This window comes from Kitasatospora papulosa (assembly GCF_000717245.1).
In the GTDB taxonomy this organism is placed as follows: domain Bacteria; phylum Actinomycetota; class Actinomycetes; order Streptomycetales; family Streptomycetaceae; genus Streptomyces; species Streptomyces papulosus.
The window spans coordinates 142001-159223 of the sequence record NZ_JNYQ01000004.1 but is presented as its reverse complement, the minus strand read 5'-3'; the positions used below and the strand labels follow the sequence as shown (position 1 = coordinate 159223).

The 17223-nt window shown below is 72.1% G+C and carries 11 protein-coding genes; 7 read left to right on the top strand and 4 right to left on the bottom strand.

The window, feature by feature from the left end; all coding sequences use genetic code 11:
• Window positions 1-192 precede the first annotated feature (192 nt).
• A complete protein-coding gene (locus IA22_RS0111950) occupies window positions 193-2001 on the top strand; it encodes a SpoIIE family protein phosphatase (protein ID WP_240798459.1) in 1809 nt (602 codons plus the stop codon).
• A 109-nt stretch (window positions 2002-2110) separates the two neighbouring features.
• On the opposite strand, the gene IA22_RS0111945 is transcribed toward IA22_RS0111950, so the two are convergent.
• The 3 genes from IA22_RS0111945 to IA22_RS0111935 all read right to left on the bottom strand — a co-directional run bounded on the left by IA22_RS0111945 (window position 2111) and on the right by IA22_RS0111935 (window position 8308).
• The gene (locus IA22_RS0111945; protein ID WP_015578791.1) at window positions 2111-4153 is read right to left on the bottom strand and encodes a M4 family metallopeptidase; all 2043 of its coding nucleotides are present in this window, start codon (window positions 4151-4153) and stop codon (window positions 2111-2113) included.
• Window positions 4154-4637: 484 nt separating this feature from the next.
• Window positions 4638-6509, bottom strand: a complete 1872-nt coding sequence (locus tag IA22_RS0111940) for an ABC transporter ATP-binding protein (RefSeq protein ID WP_030123595.1) — start codon at window positions 6507-6509, stop codon at window positions 4638-4640.
• The gene (locus IA22_RS0111935; protein ID WP_030123594.1) at window positions 6506-8308 is read right to left on the bottom strand and encodes an ABC transporter ATP-binding protein; all 1803 of its coding nucleotides are present in this window, start codon (window positions 8306-8308) and stop codon (window positions 6506-6508) included. Before IA22_RS0111935 ends, IA22_RS0111940 begins: the two co-directional genes overlap by 4 nt.
• 152 nt (window positions 8309-8460) lie before the next feature.
• Between IA22_RS0111935 and IA22_RS0111930 the strand changes: the two genes are divergently transcribed.
• The 4 genes from IA22_RS0111930 to IA22_RS0111915 are packed head-to-tail and all read left to right on the top strand — an operon-like array spanning window position 8461 to window position 12123.
• Window positions 8461-9369, top strand: a complete 909-nt coding sequence (locus IA22_RS0111930) for an ABC transporter ATP-binding protein (RefSeq protein WP_014153982.1) — start codon at window positions 8461-8463, stop codon at window positions 9367-9369.
• Window positions 9366-10136 (top strand): ABC transporter permease, encoded by a 771-nt coding sequence (locus tag IA22_RS0111925; protein ID WP_014153981.1) that lies wholly within the window; start codon window positions 9366-9368, stop codon window positions 10134-10136. The genes IA22_RS0111930 and IA22_RS0111925 overlap by 4 nt, the downstream gene beginning before the upstream one ends.
• 55 nt (window positions 10137-10191) lie before the next feature.
• Window positions 10192-11445: a sensor histidine kinase gene (locus tag IA22_RS0111920; protein WP_014153980.1), complete on the top strand. Its 1254-nt coding sequence runs from the start codon at window positions 10192-10194 to the stop codon at window positions 11443-11445.
• Between the two features lie 21 nt (window positions 11446-11466).
• Window positions 11467-12123, top strand: coding sequence for a response regulator (locus tag IA22_RS0111915; RefSeq protein WP_014153979.1), 657 nt, complete (start codon window positions 11467-11469; stop codon window positions 12121-12123).
• Between the two features lie 9 nt (window positions 12124-12132).
• Here the strand turns inward: IA22_RS0111915 and glgX are convergent, their stop codons facing one another.
• Complete coding sequence (gene glgX, locus IA22_RS0111910) at window positions 12133-14367, bottom strand: glycogen debranching protein GlgX (RefSeq protein WP_030123593.1); 2235 nt, start codon at window positions 14365-14367, stop codon at window positions 12133-12135.
• Between the two features lie 155 nt (window positions 14368-14522).
• On the opposite strand from glgX, the gene IA22_RS0111905 reads away from it, so the two are divergent.
• The gene (locus IA22_RS0111905; RefSeq protein WP_030123592.1) at window positions 14523-15743 is read left to right on the top strand and encodes a L,D-transpeptidase; all 1221 of its coding nucleotides are present in this window, start codon (window positions 14523-14525) and stop codon (window positions 15741-15743) included.
• Window positions 15744-15947: 204 nt separating this feature from the next.
• On the top strand, window positions 15948-17198 hold the full coding sequence (locus IA22_RS0111900) for a L,D-transpeptidase (protein ID WP_030123591.1): 1251 nt from the start codon (window positions 15948-15950) through the stop codon (window positions 17196-17198).
• Window positions 17199-17223: the final 25 nt, after the last annotated feature.

Below are 17223 nucleotides of genomic sequence, written 5' to 3'. Positions count from 1 at the left end.
CGTCCCGTCCCCGTCCGGGCCCGGCGCGTGTCCCCGCGCCGGGCCCGCCGCCGTGTCCGGATTCCGTACCGGTCGTCCGGCAGGGGTGTTTTCGCCGCGATCTCGCTAACATGACAGCCCTGCCGGTGCTGCCCAGCAGCCACCGACGTGACGAGCGATGCGTCCCCCCGGACGCGAGTGGAGGTCAGCACGGTGAACGGCGGCGGAGGCCGAGCGAGACGCCTGACCCGTCGGCTGGCCGCGCAGAGCGGCAGTTCCCGCCTGCTGCACCCCGGCCGTACGGAACCCACCGGGCCCCGGGGTGACCGCTTCACCACCGCCGCCCGGATGCGCTGGCTCAACGAGGCGAGCACCCGGATCGGCACGACGCTGGACCTGGAGCGCACGGCCGAGGAGCTGGCCGCGTTCAGCGTCCCCAGGCTGGCCGACGCCGCCGCCGTCGACCTGCTGGAGTCCGTGTTCCACGGCGAGGAGGGCGAGCGCGTCACCGGCGCCGCGGTGCCCGTCACCCGCGCCATGGCGGTCCGCACCATCGACGCGCTCGCGGAGCTCGAACCCGCCCCGGTGGGCGAGGTGGTGAACCGGCTGGAGCGCCGTGAGACGCTGCTGACCACCGAGTGCCTGCGCAACGGCCGGCCCGTACTGGTCGGACGGATGACCTCGCGTGACTACGCGCGCGTCGCGCCGACGGACAGCGCGGAGGCGGCGATGCGCCGCCAGGGCGTGCACAGCTACATGGCGGTGCCGCTGATCGCCCGCGGTGTCCTGCTGGGCTCCGCGGACTTCGTGCGCGCCGGTGACAGCCCGCCCTTCAACCGCGCCGACCTGGACCTGGCCGGCCAACTCGCCTCCATGGCAGCCGTGTTCATGGACAACGCCCGGCTCTACGGGCGTGAACGCGAGCACGTCGTGTCGCTCCAGCGCTCCCTGCTGCCGCGCGCCACGCCCCACACGCCCGGCCTCCGGGTGCACGCCCACTACGCCCCCGCCGTCGACGCGCACGGGGTCGGCGGGGACTGGTACGACGTGGTGGCGCTGCCCAGCGGACGCACGGCGCTGGTCGTCGGTGACGTCACCGGCCACGGCCTGCCCGCCGCCGCCACGATGGGCCGGCTGCGGACCGTCGCGCGTACGCTCATGATGCTGGACATCGCCCCGGACCGGCTGCTCGCCCGGCTCGACCTGGCCACCCGCGACCTGGAGGACGACCAGGTCGCCACCTGTCTGTGCGCCGTGTACGACCCGGCGGACTCCAGCTACACGATCGCCAGCGCGGGCCATCCGCCGCCCCTGCTGGTGGACGCCGGGGGCACCGCCCGCTATCTCGACGTGCCGGTCGGGGCGCCGCTGGGCGCCGGGGTGATCCCGTACGACCCGCTGCGGGTGCGCGGTCCGGTGGGCGGCCGGCTCGTCCTCTACACCGACGGCCTGATCAAGACACGCACCGACGACGTGGACGTGCAGCTGGAAGGGCTGCGCGCGACCGTGGCCGCCATGGCGCCCGAACAGCTCGACAGCGGCGGACCGCTGACCTCGCCGCGGCGGGACGACGGCCGGTTCGACGAGGCGGTGCTGCTGGTCGCGGGCGGTCACGAGCTGGGCTCCGGTGTGCGGTTGCGCGAGTGGGACCTGCCCCCGGAGGGCAATCCCGCGTCCACCGCCCGCAAGCTGGTCACCGAGCAGCTCACCCGCTGGGAGCTGTCCGAACTCGCCGACGTGACGGAGCTGGTGGTCAGCGAGCTGGTGGGCAACGCCCTGCGCTACGGCGGCGGCCCGGGCCGGCTCCGGCTGCTTCTCGACGAGCGCCTCCAGGTGGAACTCGCCGACACCGGGCCGGACCTGCCCCAGATCCAGCACGCCGACGTCAGTGACGAGGGCGGACGGGGGCTCCAGCTCATCAACCTGCTCTGCCGCAGGTGGGGTTCGTGCCGTACGGCGAACGGCAAGATCGTCTGGGCCGAGCAGAACGTGCCGGGCCGGGAGGGCGGCCTCCCTCTCTGACGCGTACCCTTCCGGCGCGCGGAACGGCCCCGGGAAGCATGCTTCCCGGGGCCGTTCCCCGGTGCCGGTGCGCGGTGCGGGCCGAGGCCCGCTCAGCGGTCCTGGCTGCTCAGAAGGTGAGCTTGACGCTGTTGAAGGTGCCGGTGTCGCCCGAGTAGGCGTCCTGGACCCTCAGGTTCCACGTGCCGTTGGCCACCTCGGAGGAGGCGTTGACCGTGTAGGTCTCCACCACGTTGTCCGCGGAGTCGCTCGACGAGGAGTTCTTCAGCCGGTACGCCGTCCCGTCGGGGGCGACCAGGTCGAGGACCAGGTCACCGCGGTAGGTGTGGGTGATGTTCACCGCCACCGACAGGGTGCTGGGCGCATTGCCGGTGACGCCGCTGACGACGACCGGGAAGTTGGTGGTGCTCCGGTCGGCGATGGCCTTCACGGTGGTGTTCTGGAAGACCTTGCCGCCCGGGTCGGTGCCGCCGCCGGGGCGGGAGCCCACGGCGATGGCGGCCCAGGCGTTGGCGACGCCCGCGTACTCGGCGCTCGAGGTGCCGTACAGCTCACCGGCCACGGCGAGGGTGCCGGTGCGGGCCGCGGCGTAGTTCGTGGTGGAGGTGAACTTCGTGGTGAGCGCCTTGAACCAGATCTGCAGCGCCTTGTCCCGGCCGATGCCGGTCACCGGGAGGCCGTCGGACGTCGGGGAGTTGTAGGACACCCCGTTGACCGTCTTGGCCCCGCTGCCCTCCGAGAGGAGGTAGAAGAAGTGGTTGGCCGGGCCCGAGGAGTAGTGGACGTCGACCGAGCCGAGGCCCGAGTACCACGAGTCCTTGGACGCGCCGTCTTTGCTCGGCTTGTCCATGTAACGGAGCGGGGTGCCGTCGCCGTTGATGTCGATCTTCTCGCCGACGAGGTAGTCGCCCGGGTCGGTGGCGGTGTTGGAGTAGAACTCCACACCGGCCGCGAAGATGTCCGAGGTGGCCTCGTTGAGGCCGCCGGACTCACCGCTGTAGTTGAGGCCGGCGGTGTTGGAGGTGACGCCGTGCGTCATCTCGTGCGCCGCCACGTCCAGCGAGGTGAGGGGCGCGAGGTTGCCGCTGCCGTCGCCGTAGGTCATGCAGAAGCAGCTGTCGGACCAGAAGGCGTTGACGTAGCTGTTGCCGTAGTGGACGCGGGAGTACGCGCCCACGCCGTCGCCCTTGATGCCGGTGCGGCCCATGACGTTCTTGTAGAAGTCCCACGTCTCCGCGGCGCCGTAGTGGGCGTCGGCGGCGGCGGTCTCCGTGTTCGAGGCGCTGCCGTTGCCCCAGACGTCGTCGGTGCCGGAGAACAGGGTGCCGGTGCCGGACGTACCGCGGTTCAGGTTGTACGTCTTGTGGTTGCCCCGCGCGGAGTCCGTCAGGTTGAACGAGCTGCCGGAGCCGGAGGTGCCCAGTGTCACCGTGCCGCTGTACTGGGTGTTGCCGGTGCCGGTCTCGATGGCCTGCCACTCGAAGAGCTTGGCGCCGGACGAGGCGTCGGTGATCACGTGCAGCTCGTTCGGGGTGCCGTCGTGCTGGAGGCCGCCGACCACGGTCTCGTAGGCGAGCTGCGGGGTGCCGCTCGCCGCCCACACGACCTTGCGCGGTGCCTTGCTCGCCTCGGTGCTCTTCGACCCGTCGGCCTTGGCCGCGGTGAGCGCCTGCTTCTCGGCGGTGGCCGGCGCGACGTCCGCCGTCGTGCCGACGGCCTTCAGCTGGGCCCCGGTCGCCTTCGACGCCTTGGTGACGCCCTGCGTCGCCCCGGACTTCGACTCGGCCACGACCAGGTCGCCGCCGAGGACGGGGAGACCGTCGAGCGTGCGCTCGTAGCGGGTGTGGGTGGTGCCGTCGACGTCCTTGACGACGTCGCGGACCACCAGCTTCTCCGTTGCGCCGAGCCCGAGCTCCTTGGCGGTGGCCGCCTTGGTGGAGTTCGCCTCCCGGAGCAGCTCGGCACGCTGGGCGGGGGAGAGCTTCGCGGGGAGCGCGCCGGGATCGGCGCCCTTCACCGCGGCGGCAGGTGCCGCGGTCGCGCTTTCGGGCGCGGCCGATGCGGCTCCGCCCTGCATTCCGACGGCGAGAAGGGCTGCTGCGGCTATCAGAGCGCCGGTCGCGGTGGCACGACGGCTGTGCGTGGGTCTCACGCGGACTCCTTCTGCGAGGGGGGCTACGGCCGACTGGGTGAGTGGGCCGGCAGAGCAGGCGGTGCGTGGAACGGGGGAAGAGTGCCAGCCGAAGCATGTGCGTGTCAGGACCGCGTCAACACATTGGCCGGAAGTCGTCCGTTGCCGGAAATGCCGTGTTCGTTAACCGGACGTTTCGCCGTGTGTCATCCGGGCGCCGTGACGGAGACGCCGAGAACCCGCGAAGCCTTGTGCCCCAGGGTGCGTTGAGATTTCGTTCGAATGCGCGGTGTTCGAACGGGGAGGCGCGGGGAGGGTGGTGACCACGTGCTGAGACGGCGCCGAACTGTGGCCAGTTCCGCGCCGTCGCCCGCGGAGCGGACCGGAGCGGTCCGCGGGGCTCCGCCGGGAGACGTGGTTCTCCCGGCGGAGCCCGGTGGCCCGGACCGCGCACCGGGCGGCCCCGCGTCAGGCGCCGCGGGGCCGCCCGGCGGGGCCGCCGTCCTCAGGCCAGACTCTCCCGCCACGCCTTGTGCAGGCCGGCGAACCTGCCCGCACCGGCGACGAGTTCGGCCGGGGGGCCGTCCTCCACGATCCGCCCGTGCTCCATCACGAGCACCCGGTCCGCGATCTCCACCGTCGACAGGCGGTGCGCGATCACCACCGCCGTACGCCCGTGCAGCACCGTGCCCATGGCCCGCTGCACCGCCCGTTCCCCGGGGACGTCCAGTGAGCTCGTGGCCTCGTCGAGGATGAGCACCGCGGGGTCGGCGAGCAGGGCCCTCGCGAACGCGACGAGCTGCCGTTGTCCGGCGGAGATCCGGCCACCGCGCTTGCGGACGTCCGTGTCGTACCCGTCGGGCAGGGAGCTGATGAAGTCGTGCGCCCCGATCGCCTTCGCCGCGTGCTCGATCTCCTCGGGTGTCGCCTCCGGGCGGCCGATCGCGATGTTCTCGGCGATCGTCCCGGAGAACAGGAACGCCTCCTGGGTCACCATCACCACGCCCCGGCGCAGTTCCGGCGTCGCCAGGTCGCGCAGGTCGGTGCCGTCCAGCAGGACCCGGCCCTCGGTCGGGTCGTAGAAGCGCGCCAGCAGCTTGGCCAGCGTCGACTTGCCCGCACCCGTCGAGCCGACCACGGCCACGGTCTGGCCCGCCGGGATCGTCAGGCCGAAGCGGGGCAGGACCTCGCCCCCCGTGCGGTAGGCGAACCGCACACCGTCGAACGTGACCTCCCGGCCCGGGTGTTCACCGGCGACCGGCGGCAGCGCCTTCGGCTCCGCGGGCTCGGGGACCGCGGGTGTCTGCGCGAGCAGACCCGCGATCTTCTCCAGCGAGGCGGACGCCGACTGGTAGGAGTTGAGGAACATCGCGAGGCGGTCGATGGGGTCGTACAGCCGCCGCAGATACAGCACGGCGGCGGCCAGCACCCCGAGCGCCAGCGTGCCGGACGCCACCCGGTAGGCGCCCCAGAGCACCATCGCGGCCACCGCCGTGTTCGCGACCAGCCGGGAGCCGACGACGTAACGGGCCATCTCCAGCAGGGCGTCGCCGTTCCGCCGCTCGTGGTCGTGGTTCGACACGGCGAAGTCCCTGTCGTTGGCCCGCTCCCTGCGGAAGGCCTGCACGGGACGGATGCCGTTCATGGTCTCGGCGAACTTCACGATGACCGCAGCGATCGCCGTCGATCGGGCCGTGTACGCCTTGGCCGCCCGCTGCCGGTACCCCCGCACCAGCAGATACAGCGGGATGAAGGAGGCCACGGCGATGGCCCCGATGCCGAGGTCCAGCCAGAGCAGCATCAGGGAGATCGAGACGAACGACAGGAGCACCCCGACCAGTTCCTGCAGGCCCTCGCTCAGCAGCTCGCGCAGCGACTCCACGTCCGTGGTCGAGCGGGAGATCAGCCGGCCCGAGGTGTAGCGCTCGTGGAAGTCCACGCTCAGCGCCTGCGCGTGGCGGAAGATCCGTCCCCGCAGATCGAGCAGCACGTCCTGGTTGATCCGGGCCGCCGCCCGGATGAAGGCGTACTGGAGGACTCCCGCGCCCACCGCGCACACGGCGTACCCGATGCCCACGGCCGCCAGCGGACCGTAGTCGTGGTCCCGGAACGCGGGCACCCCGCGGTCGATGGCGTACGCGACCAGCAGCGGGCCCGCCTGTACGGCGGCCTGCTGGAGGAGCAGCAGGAGGGAGGTCACGGCCACCCGGGCGCGCATCGGCGTCAGCAGGGAGACGAGCAGGGCCCGGGTGGCGCCCCGGGGAGCGGGCAGCGTGTCGGCGCCGAACGGATCCCCTGCGTCCCGTGCCGGGCCGGAGCCCTTCCCGGGCAGGTCCTCGTCGGCGAGGGCCGGTCCGTCGGCTGTCGTACTGGTCATCGGGCGCCACCCTCCTCGGGGACGAGAACACCGGTGTCGTGGGCACCCGACATCAGCCAGGCGTATTCGGGGCTGGTGCGCAGGAGCTCCTGGTGGGTGCCGACGGCGCTGATCCGGCCGTCGGACAACAGGGCCACCCGGTCCGCCAGCATCACCGTGGACGGCCGGTGGGCGACGACCAGAGCCGTCGTCCCCTCCAGTACGCGCCGCAGCGCCGCCTCCACCAGTGCCTCGGTGTGCACGTCCAGCGCGGAGAGCGGGTCGTCGAGCACCAGGAACCGCGGGCCCCCGACCACGGCGCGGGCCAGCGCGAGGCGCTGCCGCTGGCCGCCGGAGAGGCTCAGCCCCTGCTCGCCGACCTGGGTGCCGACGCCCTGCGGCAGCTGGTGCGCGAAGTCGGCCTGCGCGACGGACAGGGCCTGGCGCAGCTCCTGTTCGCTCGCTCCCTCCGCGCCCATCAGCACGTTCTCCCCGACGGTCGCCGAGAAGAGGGTGGGCTCCTCGAAGGCCACCGACACCAGCTCGCGCAGCCGCGGCCGCGGCATGGTGGAGATGTCCTCGCCGTCCAGCAGGATCCGGCCGCCCGTGACGTCGTGCAGCCGGGGCACGAGAGCCGTCAGGGTCGTCTTGCCGGAGCCCGTGGCGCCCACCAGCGCCATCGTCTCGCCGGGCCGGATCCGCAGGTCGATCCGGCCGAGGACGGGAGGTGACCCGGGCTCGGCGTCCGGGTACCGGAACTCGACCCCGTCGAAGACGATGCCCCGGTCCGGCGTCCCGGACGCCGTCCCGGACGTCTCGGGCTCCGGCTCCTCCTCGACGTCCATGACCTCGAAGAAGCGATCGGCCGCCGTCGCCGCCTCCTGGCTCATCGCGAGCAGGAAGCCGATCGAGTCGACCGGCCAGCGCAGCGCCAGCGCCGTCGAGAGGAACGCCACGAGCGTGCCCGCCGACAGGGTTCCGTCGGCCACCTCGATCGTGCCGAGCACCAGCGCGGCGCCGATCGCCAGCTCCGGAATGGCGGTGACGAGCGCCCAGATCCCGGCGAGCAGCCGGGCCTTGCCCAGTTCCGTGGTGCGCAGCCGCCGCGCGAGCGCCCGGAAGGCGAGCGCCTGGCTGCGGTTGCGGCCGAACCCCTTGACGATGCGGATGCCCAGCACGCTCTCCTCGACGACCGTCGTCAGGTCGCCGACCTGGTCCTGGGCCCTGCGCGCCACCAGCGAGTACTTCGTCTCGAAGAGCGAGCACAGGACCATCAGCGGGACGGCGGGCGCGAGCAGCACCAGCCCCAGCGACCACTCCTGCGCGAACAGGATGACGAAACCGACCAAAATCGTCGTGCCGTTGACCAGCAGGAACGTCAGCGGGAAGGCCAGGAACATCCGCAGCAGCATCAGATCGGTGGTACCGCGTGAGAGCAACTGCCCCGAGGGCCAGCGGTCGTGGAACGCCACCGGCAGCCGCTGCAGATGGCGGAAGAGGTCGGCGCGCATCGACGCCTCCACCCCCGCGAGCGGCCGGGCCACCAGCCATCGGCGCAGGCCGAACAGCCCGGCCTCGGCGATGCCCAGCAGCAGCAGCCAGAGCGCCCCCAGCCACACTCCGCCCGGATCGCGGTCCGCCACCGGGCCGTCGACCATCCACTTCAGGACCAGCGGGATCACCAGGGCGAGGCTGGACGCGAGAACCGCCACCAGGGCGGCGCCGATCCAGCGCGCGCGCACCGGTCTGACATAGGGCCACAGACGCAGGAGGGAGCGCACGGCGGACCGGTCCGTGGGCTCTGCAGGTGTTTCGGGCATCAGGACCGAGCCTATGGTTCGCCACTGACATCGCTCATGTGGTTTTCCGGTCGGACACCGCGGGTCGCAGAGCCCGGTCAACCGATCGGACGATGCCGGTCCGAGCGGGTCGGCGGATACCGGCGCCCGCCCCGCGGCGCAATCCTCGGGGCATGTCAATCATCGAAGTGCACGGGGTGCGCAAGGCCTACGGCGGCCGTGCCGTGGTCGACGGGGTGAGCTTCACCGTCGACGAGGGGGAGATCTTCGGGATCCTCGGCCCCAACGGAGCCGGCAAGACCACCACCGTCGAATGCGTCGAAGGGCTGCGGACCCCCGACGCGGGCACCGTCCGGGTCGCCGGACTCGACCCCGTCGCCGACCGCCAGGAGGTCACGCACCTGCTGGGTGCCCAGCTCCAGGAGAGCGAGCTCCAGCCCAAGCTGACCGTGCGCGAGGCGCTGGAGCTCTACTCCGCCTTCTACCGGCACCCCGCCGACCGGGACGCGCTCGCCGGACGGCTCGGGCTGGACGGGCACCTCGACCGCCGCTTCGCCCAGCTGTCCGGCGGCCAGAAGCAGCGCCTCTTCATCGCGCTCGCCCTGATCGGCAGTCCGCGGGTGGTCGTGCTGGACGAACTCACCACCGGTCTCGACCCCCGGGCCCGCCGCGACACCTGGCGGCTCATCGAGGAGATCAGGGACGGCGGGGTGACCGTCCTGCTGGTCACCCACTTCATGGAGGAGGCCCGGCGGCTCTGCGACCGGATCGCTGTCATCGACCGGGGCCGGGTCGTCGCCGTCGACACTCCCGGCGGGCTGATCGGTGCGGCGCCGGGTTCGACGGTCATCTCCTTCACCCCCTCGCAGCCGCTCGCCCACGCCGACCTCCGGGCGCTTCCCGGCGCCGTCTCCGCCGAGGTGAGCGGGCCCGGCGGCCGGGTGGTCGTCCAGGGCACCGACGAGACCGCCAACGCCGTGATCACACTCCTCGCCCGCCACCGGATCACCGCCCGGCACCTGCGCGTCACCGAGGCCGGCCTGGACGACGTCTTCCTCGACCTCACGGAGCGGGCCTCATGACCACGACCGCCACCCCCTCCGCCCGTCCGGCCCCGCTCGCCGCCGTCCTCAGGGCGGAGACCCGGCTCTTCCTGCGTGAGCCCGGCAGCCTGTTCTGGATCCTCGTCTTCCCGACGGCCCTGATGACGGTCCTCGGTCTGATCCCGTCCTTCCGGGAGGCCGACGACGCACTCGGCGGCCGCAGCGTCATCGACCTCTACGTCCCGGTGGCCGTCCTGCTGGCCATGATCATGGCCGGGCTCCAGGCCATGCCGCCCGTCCTCACCGGCTACCGCGAACGCGGCATCCTCCGGCGCATGTCGGCCACCCCGGTGCGTCCGTCCGCCCTGCTCGCCGCACAGATCGTGCTGCACGGCGCGGCCGCGCTGGGATCCGCGGCGCTCGTCGTCGCGGTCGGCCGGACCGCCTTCGGCGTCCGGCTGCCCGGACGGGCCGCCGGCTACCTGCTGGCCCTGCTCCTCGCGGTGGCCTGCGTCCTCGCCCTCGGCGCCACCATCTGCGCGCTGTCCCGGACGTCCAAGGTGGCGACCGCCGCCGGGTCGGTGGCGTACCTCGTGATGATGTTCACCGCCGGTGTCTGGGTGCCCGTCCAGACCATGCCGGACCTGCTGCGCCGGATCGTCGAGTTCACCCCGTTCGGTGCCGCGTCGCAGGCCCTGGACCAGGCTGCCTCGGGCCACTGGCCGGGCGCCGCCCACCTCGCGGTCGTGCTGGTGTGGACCGCCGTGCCGGCGACGGCGTCGACCCGGCTCTTCCGCTGGGAGTGACCCGCACGACGCGCCGGGGGAGACTGGAGCACGGGCGGAGCGGGGGAGCGGCGGCATGAGCAGCGGCATGACGGTGGAGCAGCGCTGGGCACAGTTCCACCGGTACGGCCCGTACACACTGCTCGGCATCGCCGTCCTGATGGCGGCGCTGTCCTCGGGCATCATCGGGATGTCCCGCGGGGAGACGTACGTGACGGGGCTCCTGGTCCTCGCGGCGCTCGTGCTCCAGCTGTGGTGGGGGCGAAGAGAGCCCGGCGTCCCCCCGAAGTCGCGCCCGGCCCAGGGCTACTACGTCCTGCGGACGCTGATCGCCTTCGCCCTGTGCTGGTTCAACCCGTTCTTCTCCGTCTACGCCATCGTGGGCTACTTCGACGTCGGACACCTCCTCCCCCCGCGCTTCGTGCGCCCCGGCCTGCTGTGCACCGCCGTGATCATGGCCGGTGCGCAGTGCGGCAGCGGGATGCCGCCCGCCTCGCCCGTCAACTGGGCTGCCTTCGGGGCCCTGTTCCTCCTGCACGCCTTCCTCACCCTCCTCTTCGGCAACCTGAGTGCCAGGGAGGAGGAGAGGACGCGCAGGCAGACCGCGACCATCTCCGAGCTGGAACGCGCCAACACGCGTCTGGAGCAAGCGCTGGCCGAGAACGCCACCCTGCACGCCCAGCTGCTGCTCCAGGCCAGGGAGGCCGGGATCGCCGACGAGCGCCGCCGGCTGGCCGCCGAGATCCACGACACCATCGCCCAGGGCCTGACCGGGATCATCACCCAGCTCCAGGCCGTCACCTCCACCCGTGACCCGGCGGTCGCCCGTGCACACCTCGGCCGTGCGGCGGGGCTCGCCCGGCACAGTCTCGGGGAGGCACGCCGGTCGGTGCGCGACCTGGTGCCCGCGGCGCTGGAGGAGGACGACCTGCCGGGCGCGCTCGGCAGGACGGTGACCGACTGGGAGGAACGCACCGGCGTACGCGCGGACTTCACCGTCACCGGGACCGTCGAGCCGCTCCACGGCGAGGTCGGGTCCACCCTGCTCAGGATCGCCGAGGAGTCGCTGTCCAACGCGGCCCGGCACGCCGGCGCGAGCCGGGCGGGCGTCACGCTCTCCTACATGGGCGACGAGATCACCCTGGACGTGCGGGACGACGGCTGCGGCTTCGATCCGGCCGCGCTCCCGTCCCACGACGGCACAGGAGGGTTCGGCCTGGGCGGTATGCGCGCCCGCGCCGAACGGATCGCCGGAACGGTGGAGATCGAGACGGAGCCCGGACAGGGCACGGCCGTGTCCGCCCGGGTGCCGCTGGTCCGGCGCCCCTGACGGGACGTAGCCTGCACCCCTATGACCGAGGACCCGGGTACCGCGCGCGTCATCACCCTGCTGGTCGTCGACGACCACCCCGTCGTACGGGACGGTCTGCGCGGGATGTTCGCCTCGGCCCCCGGCTTCGAGGTGCTCGGCGAGGCGGCGGACGGGGTGACCGCCGTGGAGCTCACGGCCCGTCTGGACCCCGACGTCGTCCTGATGGACCTGCGGATGCCGGGCGGCGGCGGGGTGGCGGCCATCGCCGAACTGATCCGGCTCGGCGCCCGGTCCAGGGTGCTCGTCCTCACCACGTACGACACCGAGTCCGACACCCTGCCCGCCATCGAGGCGGGTGCGACCGGCTACCTGTTGAAGGACGCGCCCCGCGAGGAACTCCTCACCGCCGTGCGTGCCGCCGCCGACGGACGGACCGTGCTCTCGCCCGCCGTCGCCTCTCGTCTCGTCTCGCGGGTGCGTACCCCGGCCGCGCCCGCCCGCGAGCCGCTGTCAGTGCGCGAGCGCGAGGTGCTCCGGCTCGTCGCCCGGGGAACCTCGAACCGGGAGATCGCCGCCGAGCTGTTCATCAGCGAGGCCACCGTGAAGACCCACCTCACCCACGTCTTCGCGAAGCTGGGCGCGAAGGACCGGGCGGCGGCCGTCGCCACCGCCTACGAGCGCGGCATCCTCGGCTGAACCGGTCCGTCACCCCGCCACCCGCAGCAGCAGCACCGTCCTGCCCTCCACGGTCAGTGCCGTGCCGCCCGGGTGGAGGGTGCCGGGCTCCGTGGACTGGTCCTCGCGCGAGGTGTCCAGGACCAGTTCGTAGGTCTGGGCCCAGGGCGGGCCGGGGAGCCTGAAATCGCACGGCCGGTGGTCCGCGTGCAGGACCGCGAGGAAGCTGTCGTCGGTGACCGGGCCGCCCCGCGCGTCCCGGCCCGGGATGTCGCGCCCGGACAGGTAGAGGCCGAGCGTCGCCGCCGGCGCGTACCAGTCGCCCTCGGTCATCTCCGTACCCTGCGCGGTGAACCACGCCAGGTCCCGCAGACCGTCCGGGGCCTGCGGCGTCCCGGCGAAGAAGGCGCGGCGGCGCAGCACCGGATGGCGGTGGCGCAGGGCCAGCACCCGGGCGGTCAGCTCGGTCAGCTCACGCCACCCGGGGTCCTCCAGGAGCGACCAGTCCAGCCAGCTGACCTCGTTGTCCTGGCAGTAGGCGTTGTTGTTCCCGCCCTGTGTGCGCCCCATCTCGTCGCCGGCCACCAGCATCGGCACCCCGGTCGACAGGAGCAGCGTGGTCAGCAGGTTGCGCAGTTGCCGGCGGCGCAGGGCGTTGACGTCCGGGTCGTCGGTCTCGCCCTCCGCGCCGCCGTTCCACGCCCGGTTGTCGTCGGTGCCGTCACGGTTGCCCTCGCCGTTGGCCTCGTTGTGCTTCTGCTCGTAACTCACGAGGTCGCGCAGGGTGAAACCGTCGTGGGCGGTGACGAAGTTGACCGAGGCGTACGGCCGCCGGCCGCCCCAGGCGTACAGGTCGCTCGATCCCGTGAGCCGGTAGCCGATGTCGCGCACGTCCGGGAGCGCGCCGCGCCAGAAGTCGCGCACGGCGTCCCGGTAGCGGTCGTTCCACTCGGTCCACAGCGGTGGGAACGCGCCGACCTGGTAGCCGCCGTTCCCGACGTCCCACGGCTCGGCGATCAGCTTGACCCGGCGCAGTACGGGGTCCTGGGCGATCACCGCGAGGAAGGGGGACAGCATGTCCACGTCGTGCATCGAGCGGGCGAGGGCCGCGGCAAGGTCGAAGCGGAAGCCGTCGACGCCCATCTCCGTCACCCAGTAGCGCAGGGAGTCCGTGATCAGCCGGAGGACCTGCGGCTGCACCACGTGCAGGGTGTTGCCGCAGCCGGTGTAGTCCGCGTACCGGCGGGGGTCCTGCTGGAGCCGGTAGTACCCCCGGTTGTCGATGCCGCGCAGGGACAGCATCGGGCCGAGCTCGCCCGCCTCCGCCGTGTGGTTGTAGACCACGTCGAGGATGACCTCGATCCCCGCGTCGTGCAGGGCGCGCACCATCTGCTTGAACTCGCCGACCTGCTGGCCCGTCGTACCGCTCGCCGCGTAGCCGGCGTGCGGGGCGAAGTAGCCGATCGAGTTGTAGCCCCAGTAGTTGTGCAGCCCGCGCCGCAGCAGATGGTCCTCATGGGCGAATTGGTGGACGGGGAGCAGCTCGACGGCGGTCACCCCGAGACGGCGCAGGTGGCCGATCGCGGCGGGGTGGGCGAGTCCGGCGTAGGTGCCGCGCAGCTCGGGCGGGATGTCCGGGTGGAGCTTGGTGAATCCGCGTACGTGCAGTTCGTAGATGACCGAGTCCGCCCACGGGGTCTTGGGCCGGCGGTCCTCCGCCCAGTCGTCGTCGTCGTGCACGACGACCGCCTTGGGGACGTACGGCGCCGAGTCCCGGTCGTCCCGCACGGTGTCGGCGACGTGCTGCTCGGGCCAGTCCCTCACATGGCCGTACACCTCGGGCGGCAGGGTGAACGAGCCGTCCACCGCACGGGCGTAGGGGTCGAGGAGCAGTTTGGCGGCGTTCCAGCGGGCGCCCGTCCAGGGGTCCCAGCGCCCGTGCACCCGGTAGCCGTACCGCCGGCCCGCCCCCACACCGGGGACGAAGCCGTGCCAGATCTCATGGGTCAGCTCGGTCAGCGGGAGCCGGGTCTCGGTGCCCCGCTCGTCGAAGAGACAGAGCTCGACGGCCTCGGCCCCACCCGCCCAGAGGGCGAAGTTCGTGCCCGCCACTCCGTCAGGTCCCACCCGGAAGCGTGCTCCGAGCGGCATCGGGGCACCCGGCCATACGGGTGGTCTGTCCGACTCGTTCCCGGGGACCGCTCCGGCCTTCGCCACCCTCCCCGTCGTGGGCGGCGTTTCCTCCTGCTCGGCTGTGCTCGACACCTCTCAGCCTCCTGCGGCTCGTAGGAGCGGCCACCCGCAGAAGGAGTGCGCGGCGTCCCGGCCGCGCCCTTCCTGGCGGTGTCCTCCTCTCTGTTCTGCCCACCGGCGGCGCCGCACTCACGTTTCCCCCGGGCGGCCGCGTCGTTGGGGGGAGCGTGAACCACGTAGCGAAGAGAGCACGCGCCGGTTCGACCGCCGTGCTGACATGGGCAGGACTGTTCACCGTGCTGGCCGTACTGACGGGCTGCACCGGTGGGACGCCGTTCTTCGGGGACGACCGCTCGCCCGGGGACGCGATCCGGATCGTCCCCAGGGACGGCGCCGAGAACGTCGGCGCGGACAGCCGGCTCGCGGTGACCGTCCCGGACGGGCGGCTGGAGCGGGTGAAGGTGACCCGGACCGAGGACGCGGAACACCAGGAGGTGCCGGGCCGGATCGCCGACGACGGCCGTTCGTGGGCCCCCCGGGAGGGCGGATACCGGCTGGGGCTGGCGGGGAAGTACAGCGTGGAGGCCGTCGCGGTCGACGGTGACGGGCACCGCTCCGCCCGCAGCACCACGTTCACCACCCTGGTCCCCGAGGACCGCTTCATCGGCTACTTCAAGCCGGAGAACCGGTCCACGGTCGGCACCGGGATGATCGTCTCGTTCGACTTCAACCGTCCCGTCACCCATCGCGCCGCGGTGGAGAAGGCCATCAGGATCACCACGGAGCCGCGGGTCGAGGTGGTCGGCCACTGGTTCGGCAAGGACCGGCTGGACTTCCGGCCCGCCTCCTACTGGCAGCCGGGCACCAAGGTCACGGTCGACGTCGGCCTGCGCGACGTCGAGGGCGCGCCGGGGGTGTACGGCAGCCAGCGCAAGAAGGTGACCTTCACGGTCGGCCGCTCGCAGACGTCCGTCGTGGACGCCCGTGAGCACACGATGGAGGTACGACGGGACGGCGAGGTCGTCAGTACGGTGCCGATCACCGCGGGCGCCGCGAAGACCACCTCGTACAACGGGAAGATGGTGGTCTCCGAGCTGCACGAGGTGACCCGGATGAACGGTGACACGGTCGGTTTCGGCGGTGAGTACGACATCAAGGACGTGCCCCACGCCATCCGGCTGACGAAGTCCGGCACCTTCCTGCACGGCAACTACTGGGAGGATCCGGAGACCTTCGGCTCCGAGAACACCAGCCACGGCTGCATCGGGCTGCGTGACGTGAAGGGCGGCAGCTCGGACACCCCGGCCGGCTGGTTCTTCGAGCGGACGCTCGTGGGTGACGTCGTCGAGGTGGTCAACTCCACCGACCGGACCGTCGCCCCCGACAACGGGCTCGGCGGATGGAACCTCGGCTGGCCGCAGTGGAAGGCCGGCTCCGCCCTGCGCTGAACCCCCGTCCGACCTGGGAAGGTCCCGGAGGCATGTGCTCCGGGACCACTCGGCGTGCACGCGGGACGAGTTGGGACGGAACGGTGACATTCCGGGGGAGTTCTCCCCACGCGCGGTGTGATTATCTTGCGCCGAGCGCGCATGTACAGCGCGCGGGGGTGCGGGCCATGGCGGGGCCAGGCCGTGCGAGGGGAGACGACCACTGTGAACGGGCAGCCGATATCGGGGGCATGGGCCGGCGCGAGCGGGGAACGGCGTGGGCGCGGAGCCCACGGCCTCCTCGCACTGGTACTGGGCGCGCTGCTGTTGCTGGTGACCGCGTGCGGCGGCAGCGGGGCCGCCGCCGACAGGAGCGGGAAGCAGGCGGGCGCGAAGGTCGACGACACCAGCGCCTCGCAGGCGGTGGTGACGATCGCGCCCAAGGACGGGGCCGACGACGTGGCCACCAGCGGGGCGCTGAAGATCTCGGCGGCCCAGGGCAAGCTGAGCACGGTGAAGGTCGCCGACCCCAAGGGCAAGGAGGTCGACGGCAAGATAGCCGAGGACGGCCTCAGCTGGGTCCCCGACCGGCACCTCGCCGCCGCGACGAAGTACACCGTCCACGCGGTCGCGAAGGACGGCAAGGGCCGCGAGTCGGCGAAGGACACCAGCTTCACGACGCTGGTCCCGGAGAACACCTTCATCGGCCAGTACACGCCCGAGGACGGCTCGACCGTGGGCGTGGGCATGCCGGTGTCGATCCACTTCACGCGTGGCATCACCGATCCCGGTGCCGTGGAGAAGGCCGTCAGGGTGACGGCGGAGCCCGCCGTGCGGATCGAGCCCCACTGGTTCGGCAACGACCGTCTCGACTTCCGGCCCGAGAAGTACTGGGCCGCGGGCACGAAGGTGACCCTGCGCCTCGACCTCGACGGTGTCGAGGGACGGCCGGGGGTCTACGGCAAGCAGGCCAAGACCGTGAAGTTCACGATCGGCCGGAGCCAGGTCTCCACCGTCGACGCGAGCTCCCACCGGATGAAGGTGGTCCGTGACGGCAAGCAGATCAAGGACATCCCGATCTCCGCGGGCGCCCCGGCCACGACCACGTACAACGGCCAGATGGTCATCAGCGAGAAGCTCAAGGTGACCCGGATGAACGGTGACACGGTCGGTTTCGGCGGTGAGTACGACATCAAGGACGTGCCGCACGCGATGCGCCTGTCCACCTCGGGCACCTTCATCCACGGCAACTACTGGGGCGGGTCGGGCATCTTCGGCACCACGAACACCAGCCACGGCTGCGTCGGCCTGCGGGACGTGCGCGGCGGCTGGGACGGCAAGACGCCCGCGGCGTGGCTCTTCGACAACTCGCTGATCGGTGACGTCGTCGTCGTCAAGAACTCCAAGGACAAGGTGATCCAGCCGGACAACGGCCTCAACGGCTGGAACATGGACTGGTCGGAGTGGACCGCGTAGGTCCCCTCCCGCCTGGCGCGGGCGG

Coding starts and splice junctions, on each gene's coding strand:
- IA22_RS0111915 (WP_014153979.1), top strand. CDS start 11,467: ATGACCGAGGACCCGGGTACCGCGCGCGTCATCACCCTGCTGGTCGTC.
- IA22_RS0111925 (WP_014153981.1), top strand. CDS start 9,366: ATGACCACGACCGCCACCCCCTCCGCCCGTCCGGCCCCGCTCGCCGCC.
- IA22_RS0111940 (WP_030123595.1), bottom strand. CDS start 6,509: ATGACCAGTACGACAGCCGACGGACCGGCCCTCGCCGACGAGGACCTG.
- IA22_RS0111920 (WP_014153980.1), top strand. CDS start 10,192: ATGAGCAGCGGCATGACGGTGGAGCAGCGCTGGGCACAGTTCCACCGG.
- IA22_RS0111935 (WP_030123594.1), bottom strand. CDS start 8,308: ATGCCCGAAACACCTGCAGAGCCCACGGACCGGTCCGCCGTGCGCTCC.
- IA22_RS0111930 (WP_014153982.1), top strand. CDS start 8,461: ATGTCAATCATCGAAGTGCACGGGGTGCGCAAGGCCTACGGCGGCCGT.